We start from the raw sequence: 12,237 nt of genomic DNA, 5'->3' as shown, positions 1-12,237 counted from the left end.
CAGGGCCTGCTCCTTGAACTCGACAGAATACGTTTGTCTCGCCTTCAACCTGCACCTCTGACTCTTCTTGATAAGAAATTTCAGAGGCGACAACTACTATGACGCCGGGGGCCCGGATATTACGGCCCTGGTTACTACAGACCCGGGTACTACGCCCATGGTTACGACGTGGGTACTACGGGCATCGCGGGTGGCGCCGCTAGAGCGCACGAGTGACCGTCTCCGCACAATTCGGGCAACGGTGCCGACTGCGGAGCGGTCCACCACTAGCCGTCCTGCTCCATTTTTGTCCCGCAGCCAAAATCCGTTTGACGTCAGCATGTTGACCCCATACCCCGCAGGTTATCCACAAGGTTGCCAACAAAAAATGTGAACAACTCCAGGGAGCGGCGCACAGCTGCGGCATCTCCCGACGCCGACGATGTGAGTCATCGAAGCCGGAGCACCGTCGACAAAACCATATATAGCAACAACTGAGCCATCAGTTCGGCACGATGCACTTGGTCTAATTTTTTGGCCCCGTCTAATTAATAAGCTTTACGGATATATATTCGCGAGACGAAATCATGAATTACCGAACCGTAATGTTAACGTCACCTGGGGTTAAGGTGTGCCGTCCAACAATAGAAGCTCCGACGTCAACCGACGTCTTAGGTCAGCTCTTCCAGGAGTCTTCATGAAAGTTAAATTATGCGCAGCGCTGATAGCGGCGATGCTTGCGAGCTCCGCGTTTGCCGACGGTACTCACGCGTATCCAGGGTCGGCTATGGCTAACACGAGCGAAGGAAGCGCCGCATCTCCGTCCGGTCTCGTGAGCGTTGACGCGCAAGCGCCCGCCGGGAATACGCGTGCACAAGTACGCGGAGAACTGCTTGAGGCCGAACGCACCGGTATCACGCCTGCGGGGAAGTTCGACTACCCGCCGAGCGCGGCGACGATAGAGCGTAATCGGCAGCGATTCAGTTTGGCCGAACAATACTGGGCGAGTCGAAAGTAGGGAAAGGTATTTTGCGCTGAGCCTCGCCCGATTCTTCACGGATGTATGAACAGGACTTTTTTGGTTTGGCAGCACCGTCGAATCGGCGGGAGTGGCCCGCGTCGCGACTCGTCAGCCTGCTGTGTGGGAGGAAAATTGATGCCGCCACGATTTTCCGCATTGAGCCGCCTAGTCGCCATTTCGGTTCTATGCACAGCAATGAACGGGTGCGCACACTCGACCATCGAAAGAACGGGAGTATCAGCCGGCCTGCAGCACACATTTCAACTTCCGCCGCATTATCCCTGCCCGAGCATGCGCGTCAAAATGCCTAGCTGTCCTTCAAGCTAGGCACGGTCGCATCCAAGCGGAAAGCACCGGGCAGCAGTGGCGCACGGCATCGTCGACACGGCACAATAGGAAAGCATTAGATGTTGAAGTCAATCTCGTTAGTTGTCGCGGTTTTCGGCCTCGCTGGATGTGCCGTTGCCCCTGGGTACGGCTACCCGCAGTTCTATGACCCGGGCTATGTCTGCGCCTACCCCTATCCCTACGACTACTATGCGTCAGGGTACGGCGGCGGGTTCATCGGGGGCGGTTGGGGAGGCTACTATCGAGGTCGGTTTGGCCATGGCTACCACGGGTTCGGTGGATACCGTTTTGGCGGACGTCACGGGGGTGCCAGTGGACACTGGTCCGGCGGCGGTGGTCACGGAGGCGGCGGTCACGGAGGCGGTGGACGTTGAATTGCACGAATGGATTGCAGCGTTCATTGGCGGTGCGCAATTCTCTTGGGGTGGCAGTCGAAGCAAAGGACGCGAGGTGCGGCTCACCCGGTGCCAAACACCGGCTTCACGGGCACACGACCCGCGGGTCGTGAGGCGGATTCGGCCGAAATTCCAAGACTACGTTCTCGTCTTTATCTTCGGCTCCGAGTTCGCGGCCCTCTAGTGCCAGGATATTTCAGGCGTACGGACGCGGGCTAGTCAGCCAAGCGGCACTGTTAGCGTATCGGCTTGGTGACGCGTTGGCCATTCTTCGTGACCATCACCCGTGCGTAGTTCCCGGGAAAGATGCGCGCGTCGCGGGCCTCCGGCGAGAGGCCGCGAGCTCCTCGAGCTCAAGCGCGTCCACTCAATCTTGTCAGTAGCAATTCCTGTCTTTCGTTTGCCGTATTCGTTACCTTGTTCTGAGGCGCGCGCCTGTGCTCCGTTTCTTCCTGTGTGCACTTCGCATGCCATTTAGTCCGTGAGCACCGTATCGGTGAAAACCACCGGCTTCCACACATGAACCTTGCAGTACCAGTCGGAGAAGCCAACGATGCATGTTAGATCAAGTGCCGGGCGTGGCTACTACGGCCCTTCGGTCCCTGCTGGCATTCATCTTGGCAGGCAGCGACGTAAAGTCTCAGGCGATTAGCTTTGTTTCGATCAGGGCATGGGCAGACAATAAAGGTGTGCCTGATGAGCAAATGGCGGCTCCCTCTCGTCTGGCACTGAACGTCCGGAATTTGGCGAGACCGAAGGACGGCTATATAGGGTCCGGCAGCGGTCGAAGGTGCTACTTCTGACGTTGGAAGCGGCTTGGTCGTCAGCAGGAAGTTCAAAGTCAGGTGAACCGTCCTGCCGATAGTTCAAACTTAGATGAACCACGAGTTCAAAGTTGTTTGAGCAACTTCGTCGCAAAGCCACAAGGCACGGGACTCACCGGTTCAACGTTAGATGAACGCCGACAACTGCCCCCGTCGAGCTGCTGCGGGCGTTCCCCGTCGTCGCCGTGCAAGACAGATCGATGTCGTATGCAATCGACGCGTGATGCAGGTTGTCGCGCACCGCCAGCAGCTTCATGCCCCGCGCCTCCCCAGTCGGTTCGGGTCGCCGCACCGGTTAGGCATGGCCGGCAGATGCAGTGCAAGCGGGCAGACTGCCTCGAGCCTTAGAATTCCGATCGGACTGCGGCAAGACAGGGCCCGGACCGATTTCGAGCCCGTCCATCACTGTGTCGGTTTTTTGCCGCCGCCGTCTGCCGCTGCTGGCGCATCGGGCGTCGGTTCAACCGAAGCAAATCGCTTGATGAATTCCTCAACCATGCGCAAATCGAAGCTGGAACGGATTGCAGGCAGAAACCATAGAACCGAGGCAACCAGCAATGTGGTGGAAAGGCACCGTCACGGTGACAATACCTTCATCGACACGGTACACGAGGCGAAAGCCCAAGGACGCGAGCTTTATCTTGTACGTGTCGGCCATCGTCGAGAGCGCCGCAGACGGCACGCGAGGGTTCTCGAGGCGTTCTTTCAACTTCTTTTTAAACTGCTCGCGCACGAACCGGGTTAAGCGTTGACGGATCATCATTCGTCTCCGCATTAATTCCGCTGGCGGCTGGCGAGGTGTTCCCCGCCAAACTCACTGATGAACAACGAGAGTGTATCCCCCACCTGATGGGCGAACTTGAACTGCCACTTTTCGTTGAACATCACGACATCGAGTCCATCGAACGACACCTTCTCGCGCGTATGGAACTCGTAGTCGGGGAGTCGGCCGCGCGTGAGCTGTGCAGCCAGCGCGTGAAAGCCTAACTCCGACGCAAACGCCCCAGGCCTCGAGCGAGCCCAGCAACTGTCGACTGGCAATGGTAGGTGGCTCGCCTGGCGCTCGATCGGGAAACATTTTCGCTCTAGATACGTGCATCCAGAACGATCGCGCTACCGCACGCCGCCGTGCTCCCATTCCAGAACCTTCTCGGCTTGAACGCCGAAGAGGTGATCCCAGTACGAGAAAGCGTCGACCGACAGCTTCGTTGCCCGTGAAGGCAGGATGCGGTACGGATGCAGGTTGTCCATGATCGTAGTCTTGCCGCACCCGTTGGGACCAACGAGTGCGATCAGACCGGCAGGCAGCATTTCGAAATCAATCGTGATCTCGTCGCGCTTCATTCCATCACGAACACCGGTGAACCCCTTCAGGTACAGGATCAGTGGACGCATGGCATGTCCCCGTCAGTAACAGGCATCAAATAGTCGTATTCCGACGGCACCCACGACTCGTCGCCGCGGCTAGCCATCGCACGTGTCGCCTTGATATCGAAATCCCTCGAAGACAGGTGCATGTCATGCGCGACACGGCGCAAAAATCGGGTGGCGTGCTGCGTCAGTTCAGCCGAGGCGGCTTCACTGGATACCCGGCGGGTTGAAAGAAATGCTTTCGGTGCTGCCATGAAAAACCTCGAATAGATCCAGTCTGGGCGACTCCCTGATGGGAAAGCGTCCGGATGCCGGCGAGCCGGTGATTTGGAAACGGAGAAAAAGACGGGCTGTTCGGAGAACCGCCCGTTGGAATGGCCCGGTATTGAGAGAGACGGACCGCGAGGACTTACCTGCAATAGCCCTCGGTGGGCTATTTCGATGCGCCAGTGGCGCGAGAAGGTGAGACCAGTCTACGGAACCGGCACACGCCACCAACGCTGAAATGCTTTCGAAATCGTCCACCTTTCAGATCCCGGCATCGTAGCGTCGCGCGCGAGACTGGCGTTGGACAATGTCCCTTCCGGGCAACGACTTTCTGCAATCGCTGAATCCGACGCGCGTGCTTCGCCGTGCGGCGTTGATAGCACTTCTTCGGCATTAGCCCCTTCGTGCGCAGATTGCAGGAGCGCAGCTGGAGGCAAGTACTGTCGGAAAACGGAATTACTTAGACCAAAACGCAGTTAATTAAACACGAACGCACGGAATTGATTGAACTTCCAGGAATCCGCCGCCGTAGGGTCCCATGCGCACCAGTCGCGGGTGGAACATGTGTCGGCAACTGGAATTCCAGACTAGCGTGCGATTCGTTAGTCTCGAAAGCACGGGGGGAATAAGAGGCCTGTGTCGCCGTTTGGCTCCGGGCAACTCGCCAAGGAGGATATTGTTCGGAAAGGGCGAAAGGCGCTTCTCGACCCTTCTGAGACAATCGACGCGCTGCTTGTTGGACGGCCGGTCAATAGCGCGAACCGGCCGTTGTAGACGGACCGCAACCTACCGTCCCACTTCGTTTTCCAGGATTCGTTGACCTCATCCACGAAAACGCAATGCGTCCACGACTAACGAGAACGCCGGAGAAGGCTGCCGTCGACTCGGGTAGTAGAGGTGGTACCCGGCAAATTTCGGGCACCAGTCTTCCAGCACGCGCACCAGCCGCCCGGCGCTGACATGGGGCATCATCTCGTCTTCGGGCAGCAGGGCGACGCCCAAGCCAGCGAGCGCCGCTTCCACTCGCGGCGGCGTGGTGTTGAAGATGAGGGGCCCGTCCACGCGCACGTTGGCCTTGCGGCCGCGCCGCTCGAAGTCCCAGACGTATAGGCCGCCGGAAGTCGGCATGCGCTGGTTGATGCAACGATGCTCCGTCAGATCCCGGGGCTGCTTCGGCGCCGCGTGGGCCGCGAAATACTCGGGTGATGCGACCACCGCCAGGCGCAGCGCTGGCCCGATCGCGACGGCGATCATGTCCTTGTCGATCGTGCTGCCGATGCGCACGCCGGCATCGAAGCGGTCGGCCACGATGTCGCGGAACCCGTAGTTCACGTCGAACTCCACCGTGACGTCCGGGTAGTCCCGCAGCAACGGCGCGAGCCTGGGCAGCAGGCTGCTTTGCAGCACGTGATCGCCGCAGGTGATGCGGACCGTGCCGGCCGGCTTGTCCCGCAGTTCGGTCAAGGCATCGAGCTCGGATTCGATCTCGTCGAAACGCCGCCCGATGGCCAGCATCAGGCGCTCGCCGGCCGCGGTCGTCGACACGCTGCGCGTCGTCCGCGCCAGGAGGCGGATCTGCAGCCGCTCCTCCAGCCCGCGGATGGATTGGCTCAACGCCGATTGCGTAACCCCCAGACTCGCCGCGGCGCGCGTGAAGCTGCCCTCCCGCGCGACGGTCACGAACCCCAGCAGGTCGTTCAGGTTCCTCTTTGCCACGATTCCATCTTCCGATTCATTAGCTGGACTACTAAACGCATCCAAGATTCATTATCTAGTAGAGCGCGTGGGTCGTCACCATAATTTGAGCATGACTAAAGCTCCATCGACCCTCGCTCCCCAACTCTGCAGCAAGCCGCTGCCAGCGCAATCGCGTGTCGCTGCTGCTACCAGCGGCGAACAATCGAGCCACTGGAGTGGCGTGTTCGCCATGGCGCTGTGCGTCTTTGCACTGATTGCATCGGAGTTCATGCCGGTCAGCCTGCTCACGCCGATCGCAACGGATCTGCGCGTCAGCGAGGGCGTGGCCGGTCAGGCGATCGCCGTGTCCGGCGCCTCCGCTGTCTTGACTAGCCTCCTGCTTCCGGCGCTGGCGCGGCGGATGGATCGCAAGACCATCCTGCTGTGTATGACCGCTTCCATGGCCGTGTCCGGTGCCCTAATCGCTTCGGCGCAGGGTCTAGTGATGTACATGATGGGCCGCGTCCTGATCGGGGTGTCCGTCGGCGGCTTCTGGTCCATGTCCGCCGCTACGGCCATCCAGCTCGTGCCCGCGCCGAAGGTCTCGCGCGCGCTGGCGATCTTCAACGGCGGCAATGCGCTCGCCACGGTCATCGCCGCACCGCTGGGCAGCTTCATCGGCTCGTTGGTCGGGTGGCGTGGTGCCTTCTTCGGTCTCGTGCCCGTCGCGGTGCTCGCCTTCGCCGGGCAATGGGCGAGCCTGCCGTCGATGCGGGCAGACGCACCGGCTCCCGGATCCCGCAACGCACTGCGCCTGCTGGCGGATCCGCTGGTGCTGCTGGGGATGGCGGCAGTCGGCCTTTTCTTCATGGGGCAGTTCGCGCTCTTCACCTACGTGCGCCCCTTCCTGGAAACGACGACGAACGCCAACGCCTCGACCCTCTCGCTGGTACTGCTCGCGATCGGGGTGGCCGGCTTCATCGGCACCGCCGTCATCGGCTGGTTCCTCTCCCGCAACCTGTACCGGACCCTGGTCGCCATCCCGCTCGCGATGGCCGCGGTGGCCGTGGCGCTGGTTCTGTTCGGAGAACAAACCGCCGCCGCCGTTGGGCTGCTGGCCGTGTGGGGGTTGCTCGCGACTGCCGCGCCCGTCGGCTGGTGGAGTTGGCTGGCGACGACGCTGCCGGAAAGCGCCGAAGCAGGCGGCGGGCTAATGGTGGCCGTGGTCCAGTTGGCCATTGCACTAGGCTCGACGGTCGGAGGGGTGCTGTTCGATGCCAGCGGCTACGCCCGCACCTTCGGCTTCAGCGCGCTCCTCCTGGTGTCTGCGGCGGCCCTGGCATTGACGACGGCGTATCGCAGTCGCCGGGTGGCGTGAATAACTAATCGAAAGGAACGTAAATGGATTTCTCGAATTCCCGCCGGCGTGCGCTGCAAGGCGCCCTGGCTCTCGGAACGGCCGCCGTGACGGCTGCGCCCGCACTGGCCGGCGATCGCAAACATCCAAGCGGAGGCCGCACGGAATCGACCGGTCGATGGGACAAGGTGTTCGCGCAAAGCGATCGCGTGATCCATCGAAAGGTGACGTTCAGGAACTGGGATCGTTCTTGCCGGCGACCTGTACCGGCCGAAGAATCCCGGCGCCGGCGAGCTGCCCGCGCTGGTGCTCAGCGGCCCGTTCGGAGCTGTGAAGGAACAATCGTCCGGCCTTTACGCCCAGACGTTCGCGGAACGCGGCTTCGTCACGCTGGCGTTCGATCCGTCGTTTACTGGCGAGAGCGGTGGCGAGGTGCGCAACGTGGCGTCGCCGGACATCTTCACCGAAGACTTCAGCGCCGCGGTCGATCAGCTCGGCCTGCTGCCCGACGTGGACCGCGAGGGCATCGGCGCCATGGCGATCTGCGGCCTGAGCGGCATGGCGCTGACGGCCGCCAGCGGCGATTCGCGGATCAAGGCGGTGGCCACGGCTTCGATGTACGACATGTCCCGCAGCATGAGCCGCAGTCACAAGGACGGCTACACCCTCGAACAGCGGCACAAGGTGATCGAGTATCTGAGCCAGCAACGCTGGATCGATGCCGAGAAGGGGACGTTCGCGCTGGGTTTTCACGAACTGCCCTTCGACGCGAACGGCCAGCTCCTGAAGGGCAACCGCGTGCTGCCGGAAAAGCTGCCGGCCAATCCCGACCCCGTGCTAGCCGCGTTCTTCGACTACTGCCGCACGCCGCGCGGCTTCCATCCGCGCGCGATCAACTCCACCACGGCGTGGACGGCCACGACGCCGATGTCGTTTTTCGAGTTCCCACTGGCGGCGAACATCGCCATGATTGCGCCATCGCCGATCCTGCTGGTCGCCGGCGCGAATGCCCACTCGAGGTACTACTCTGAAGACGCCTACAAGGCCGCATCCGGCCCGAAACAACTCGTGATTGTCCGGGACGCGGACCACGTCGACCTTTATGACCGCCTGGAGAAGATTCCTTTCGACAGGTTGGAAGCCTTCTTCAGGCAGAACCTGAAGCAGGCGTGATGTGAAGGAGCTGCCATGGAACTGAAACGCGCAGGAACGCAACCGTCCACCAAGGGGCCCGCCCAGTGGTTTACGGGCACCGTTCGCATCGATCCCTTGAGCAACCCTCCGGCGCCCGCTCGCCACTCCGTGCGCCGCCGTGACTTTCGAGCCGGGAGCGCGCACCAACTGGCACACGCCCCCGCTCGGGCAGACGCTCATCGTCACAGCGGGATGCGGCTGGACGCAGTGCGAAGGCGAGGAAAGGGTGGAGATCCGTGCTGGCGACGTGATCTGGTCGAACCACAAGCACTGGCACGGCGCCACGACGACGACAGCAATGACGCACATCGCCGTCCAGGAGGCACTCGACGGAAAGCCAGTGGAGTGGCTGGAACCCGTTCCCGATAAACAGTATTTGGGAGAGAAGTCATGATCAAGGACAAGGTTGTCATCATCACGGGCGCGTCGTCGGGCATCGGGGCAGCCACCGCAAGACTGCTCGCAGCAAGGGGCGCCAAGGTGGTCCTCGGCGCCCGCCGCGAAAAGGAGCTGAAGCAACTCGCGGATGAGATTGAGAAGGCTGGCGGCCAAGCCGCGTACCGCACGCTCGACGTGGCCCGGCAGTCTGACAACGACGACATCGTCAGCCTGGCCAAGCAGACCTTCGGGCGCGTCGATGTCATGTTCCTGAACGCCGGGCTCATGCCCAACTCTCCCCTCTCGGCCCTGAAGATGGAAGACTGGCACCGCATGATCGACGTGAACGTCAAGGGCGTCCTCAACGGCGTCGCTGCCGTGTTGCCCTCGTTCATCGCACAGAAGTCGGGCCAGGTGATCGCGACGTCGTCCGTGGCAGGCTTGAAGGCCTATCCCGGCGGGGCGGTGTACGGCGGCACCAAGTGGTTCGTGCGCGACTTCATGGAGGTCTTGCGCATGGAGTCCGCGATGGAGGGAACGAACATCCGAACGGCGACGATCTATCCGGCGGCCATCAACACCGAGTTGCTGGACACCATCAGGCACAAGGCGTCGGCCGACAGCATGCATGCCATCTACCGGCAATACGGCATCAGCGCGGACCGGGTCGCCGAGGTCGTGGCGTTCGCCATCGATTTGCCTGACGACACGACCGTCAACGAGTTTACGGTGGGGCCGGCCAACCAGCCCTGGTAAGACGGCGAAACACGAGGAGCGAGGCCATGAAGATCAGATCCGTTGCGGCCGCGGCGCTTTGCATGAACCTGATGCACGCCTACGCCGTTCCGCCGGTGGCTGCTGCCGGTCCCAACGCGAACACCGCAGGCGAACGACGCATCTGGATGGCGGTCGGTGAACGCCGCTTTTCGATCACGCTCGCGGACAACCAAGCAGCCCGTGCATTCGCGGCCCACTTGCCGCTCACCCTCGACATGCCGGACCTGAACGGCAACGAGAAGCACGCGAAGCTTCCGAAGGCCCTGCCGACCAAGGACAGCCAACCCGGAACGATCCGCGTTGGCGATCTCATGCTGTGGCGCGTGGACACGCTGGTCGTCTTCTATCTCACGTTCGACTCGCCGTACTTGTACACGCGGCTGGGCCGCATCGACGAGCCGGCGTCGCTCCCGGACGTGCTCGGCCGGGGGCAGGCGCGGATCGTGTTCACGAGGGAGTAACTGCGACGGTAGGCACCGAGGGCCTGCCCGGCATCGACTGGGGCGACGTTTTGGCCTTGGGGAATCCTCTTCTGCCACGCAGCTTCAATTCGACGTTGGTTGCTGGGGCAATACGCTCGCAACACCGGATCTTCAGCGGCGCCAGTGACGGCCTTGCGATCGGGGGAGTCGACCAGGGGACATTCCTTTTCGCAGTCGAATGGCCGATTACGGGCGGGGAGTTGTCGCCGGAGTTCCGGATCGACGACGGACGCGAACGGCCGTTCCTGGCCCAGACCGTGTCAAAACGCCGAGGGAACCACAACGTGCGCGGTACTCTCCGCCTAGTGCATGCGCGAGCAGCGAAGCCACTGAGCTCGATCTTGTTCGTGAGTTTAGACAACATCGACACCACCAGCTCGCTTATTCCCGCATCGCTTCGATAAGTCTTTCTGAACCGAGCAGCGTAATCACGCGCTTCATGTTGTAGGCAAGCACGTGCAGGCTCATCTATATGAACGCGTCCCGTTTGAGCAAGCTCTCGTGTGTTCTGGGAAACAGGTTGATCGCGGTCTCTATATCCGGGCTTGTTGCAGCCTGATCCGCTGCGGCCCACTATGAAATCCGCTGACCCATGCCTCGTTCTCCGTGCGAGCTCGAAGCTCGTATGAGCCTTCAGGTTTCGTGGGTCATGGTCCGACCTGGTGTGTCATCGCATACGGTGCCTGCGCAACCTTTAGACGTATCAATCTGATTGCAAGTTAGTTGTTCGCGAATCGATTACCGCCTATGCCGGCTTCCTGCTCACGTAATCCCTTTGATATGGACGGTCATGGGCCAGAATCGCCCAGATCATCCGGGCCATCTTGTTGGCAAGCGCGACGATCACGACGTTCGCTGGGCGCCGCCTGCGCATCTCCTCAATCCAGGGGCCGGCATCCTTGGCGTGACTCAACACGGCGCGCGCGCCATGGATCAGCAGTGTTCGGAGATACGTGTCGCCCCTTTTGCTTATTCCGTGCAAATTTACTTTGCCGCCGGAACCACTCTGTCTGGGTACCAGACCAGCCCACGCAGCGAATTCCCGACCGGAGCGAAAAACCTTCGCATCGCCCATCGTTGCCACTGCAGCGGTTGCTGTCAGCAGGCCCACTCCGGGAACGGCGGTGTCCATCGCTAAGAGGTACCGGCCGATGCTCTCCTCAATGTCCCGCATACGACGCTCGAGCTTCGCGCTTGTGAAGTTGCGATCACGAAGATTGACGGCCTTGAACTTGCTGCCATCGATCGCCACGAGTGCTTCCGCAACGCTGGCAGAGCACCACGAACTGACGGCAGACGCTACGAATCGCCTTGCCATTGTCTTTGCGGAAGCGAGAGATCGTTTTGAAGTCAGGCGCCAGGCAGGCCGGTCAGCCACATCAACTCAATATTGCGCTGGGCCTCGCGCTCAAGTCGGCGACTGGATTGAATGCGGTTCAGATAGCCGTAGATATAGATCTTGAGCATCACCTCGGGATGGTACGAGGGGCGCCCGGTGAGCGATGGCTCGACGCCCTCAAAGCCCAGTTGCCGAAGATCCAGTTCATCTACAAAACATCGACGACTCGCACGGGATTCGTGTCCGATACGTAATCGTCCAGCGCCTCGGGAAGAAGAAAACTCTGCGTACGGCTATCACCCTGAACGAACCGCTTCATCTCGCTCACCTCCGACACCAGATGCGAAAATCATAACGGTTCAAAATGACGTTTTGACACAGTCTGGGCCGAACGCGGTCTGATGACGAGGGGCAGCAGACGACCCGTTGCAGCCTCTCGGCTCGTTTCTGCGAATGTCACCACCGCGCTCCAGAGCGGACGAAATGTACGTCGGCCCGCTCCAGGACAGACATCCGTCGATCGCTATCGCCGCAGCGGCTTTCCCGAGCTGCGTCGTCGGTTTCCGCAATGCCCTTGGACTGCGTCAACAATGTCGGCATGTCCAACCCTTTCTGTCGTGATTGAAAAAGAGAGTAGTGCACGAGACGCGTGAAACTCGGAAACTGATACGCACGGTAAAGACCGCCAACAAGATGCGTGGAATACTCCCTGGCCAGATCAAAGTGGCTCAATCGATGACGAAAAGAGCGGCCACACACAGCACCGCGGAATTTCATCGTGATGGACAAAAGAATTCATTTCGTATCAGGGCTGCCCCGCTCGGGGCC

Annotated in this window: 11 protein-coding genes and 3 pseudogenes; 7 read left to right on the top strand and 7 right to left on the bottom strand. The window is 60.9% G+C overall.

The features are described 5' to 3' along the window. The first annotated feature begins 676 nt into the window (after nucleotides 1–676). Nucleotides 677–997: a DUF4148 domain-containing protein gene (locus HV670_RS25755; protein WP_175107826.1), complete on the top strand. Its 321-nt coding sequence runs from the start codon at nucleotides 677–679 to the stop codon at nucleotides 995–997. Between the two features lie 410 nt (nucleotides 998–1,407). Then, the gene (locus HV670_RS25750) at nucleotides 1,408–1,722 is read left to right on the top strand and encodes a hypothetical protein (protein WP_175107825.1); all 315 of its coding nucleotides are present in this window, start codon (nucleotides 1,408–1,410) and stop codon (nucleotides 1,720–1,722) included. A 957-nt stretch (nucleotides 1,723–2,679) separates the two neighbouring features. Here the strand turns inward: HV670_RS25750 and HV670_RS25745 are convergent. The 6 genes and pseudogenes from HV670_RS25745 to HV670_RS25720 form a co-directional block, all read right to left on the bottom strand. Next, nucleotides 2,680–2,823, bottom strand: coding sequence for a hypothetical protein (locus HV670_RS25745; protein ID WP_175107824.1), 144 nt, complete (start codon nucleotides 2,821–2,823; stop codon nucleotides 2,680–2,682). A gap of 234 nt (nucleotides 2,824–3,057) precedes the next feature. After that, entirely contained in the window at nucleotides 3,058–3,330 is a 273-nt protein-coding gene (locus HV670_RS25740) for a type II toxin-antitoxin system RelE family toxin (RefSeq protein WP_246257953.1), read from the bottom strand. Nucleotides 3,331–3,341: 11 nt separating this feature from the next. Continuing rightward, on the bottom strand, nucleotides 3,342–3,608 hold the full coding sequence (locus tag HV670_RS25735) for a hypothetical protein (RefSeq protein ID WP_175107822.1): 267 nt from the start codon (nucleotides 3,606–3,608) through the stop codon (nucleotides 3,342–3,344). A 75-nt stretch (nucleotides 3,609–3,683) separates the two neighbouring features. After that, nucleotides 3,684–3,962, bottom strand: a pseudogene (locus tag HV670_RS25730) (AAA family ATPase); the annotation flags it as partial. Beyond that, nucleotides 3,950–4,192 (bottom strand): hypothetical protein, encoded by a 243-nt coding sequence (locus HV670_RS25725; RefSeq protein WP_175107820.1) that lies wholly within the window; start codon nucleotides 4,190–4,192, stop codon nucleotides 3,950–3,952. The pseudogene HV670_RS25730 and the gene HV670_RS25725, both read right to left, overlap by 13 nt. Nucleotides 4,193–5,027: 835 nt before the next feature. Beyond that, entirely contained in the window at nucleotides 5,028–5,921 is an 894-nt protein-coding gene (locus HV670_RS25720) for a LysR family transcriptional regulator (RefSeq protein ID WP_175107819.1), read from the bottom strand. Nucleotides 5,922–6,132: 211 nt separating this feature from the next. On the opposite strand from HV670_RS25720, the gene HV670_RS25715 reads away from it, so the two are divergent. The 5 genes and pseudogenes from HV670_RS25715 (at nucleotide 6,133) to HV670_RS25695 (ending at nucleotide 10,049) form a co-directional block, all read left to right on the top strand. Then, nucleotides 6,133–7,260 carry an MFS transporter gene (locus HV670_RS25715; protein WP_217478523.1) on the top strand — a complete coding sequence of 376 codons (1,128 nt, stop codon included), beginning with the start codon at nucleotides 6,133–6,135 and terminating at the stop codon, nucleotides 7,258–7,260. Between the two features lie 222 nt (nucleotides 7,261–7,482). Next, complete coding sequence (locus HV670_RS25710; RefSeq protein WP_343054502.1) at nucleotides 7,483–8,412, top strand: alpha/beta hydrolase; 930 nt, start codon at nucleotides 7,483–7,485, stop codon at nucleotides 8,410–8,412. 15 nt (nucleotides 8,413–8,427) lie between these two features. Then, nucleotides 8,428–8,827 (top strand): annotated as a pseudogene (locus tag HV670_RS25705) ((R)-mandelonitrile lyase). Beyond that, nucleotides 8,824–9,567, top strand: a complete 744-nt coding sequence (locus tag HV670_RS25700; protein ID WP_175107817.1) for an SDR family oxidoreductase — start codon at nucleotides 8,824–8,826, stop codon at nucleotides 9,565–9,567. Before HV670_RS25705 ends, HV670_RS25700 begins: the two are co-directional and overlap by 4 nt. 26 nt (nucleotides 9,568–9,593) lie before the next feature. Beyond that, complete coding sequence (locus tag HV670_RS25695) at nucleotides 9,594–10,049, top strand: cyclophilin-like fold protein (protein ID WP_246257951.1); 456 nt, start codon at nucleotides 9,594–9,596, stop codon at nucleotides 10,047–10,049. Nucleotides 10,050–10,815: 766 nt separating this feature from the next. On the opposite strand, the pseudogene HV670_RS25690 reads toward HV670_RS25695, so the two are convergent. Then, nucleotides 10,816–11,728, bottom strand: a pseudogene (locus HV670_RS25690) (IS110 family RNA-guided transposase). Between the last annotated feature and the right edge of the window lie 509 nt (nucleotides 11,729–12,237).

Origin of the sequence: Pararobbsia alpina, from assembly GCF_902859895.1 — a bacterium.
GTDB lineage: Bacteria > Pseudomonadota > Gammaproteobacteria > Burkholderiales > Burkholderiaceae > Pararobbsia > Pararobbsia alpina.
The sequence above is the reverse complement of the archived record's forward strand: the minus strand, read 5'-3'. Positions and strand labels throughout refer to the sequence as shown.

Coding starts and splice junctions, on each gene's coding strand:
- HV670_RS25755 (WP_175107826.1), top strand. CDS start 677: ATGAAAGTTAAATTATGCGCAGCGCTGATAGCGGCGATGCTTGCGAGC.
- HV670_RS25750 (WP_175107825.1), top strand. CDS start 1,408: ATGTTGAAGTCAATCTCGTTAGTTGTCGCGGTTTTCGGCCTCGCTGGA.
- HV670_RS25745 (WP_175107824.1), bottom strand. CDS start 2,823: ATGAAGCTGCTGGCGGTGCGCGACAACCTGCATCACGCGTCGATTGCA.
- HV670_RS25740 (WP_246257953.1), bottom strand. CDS start 3,330: ATGATGATCCGTCAACGCTTAACCCGGTTCGTGCGCGAGCAGTTTAAA.
- HV670_RS25725 (WP_175107820.1), bottom strand. CDS start 4,192: ATGGCAGCACCGAAAGCATTTCTTTCAACCCGCCGGGTATCCAGTGAA.
- HV670_RS25715 (WP_217478523.1), top strand. CDS start 6,133: ATGGCGCTGTGCGTCTTTGCACTGATTGCATCGGAGTTCATGCCGGTC.
- HV670_RS25700 (WP_175107817.1), top strand. CDS start 8,824: ATGATCAAGGACAAGGTTGTCATCATCACGGGCGCGTCGTCGGGCATC.
- HV670_RS25695 (WP_246257951.1), top strand. CDS start 9,594: ATGAAGATCAGATCCGTTGCGGCCGCGGCGCTTTGCATGAACCTGATG.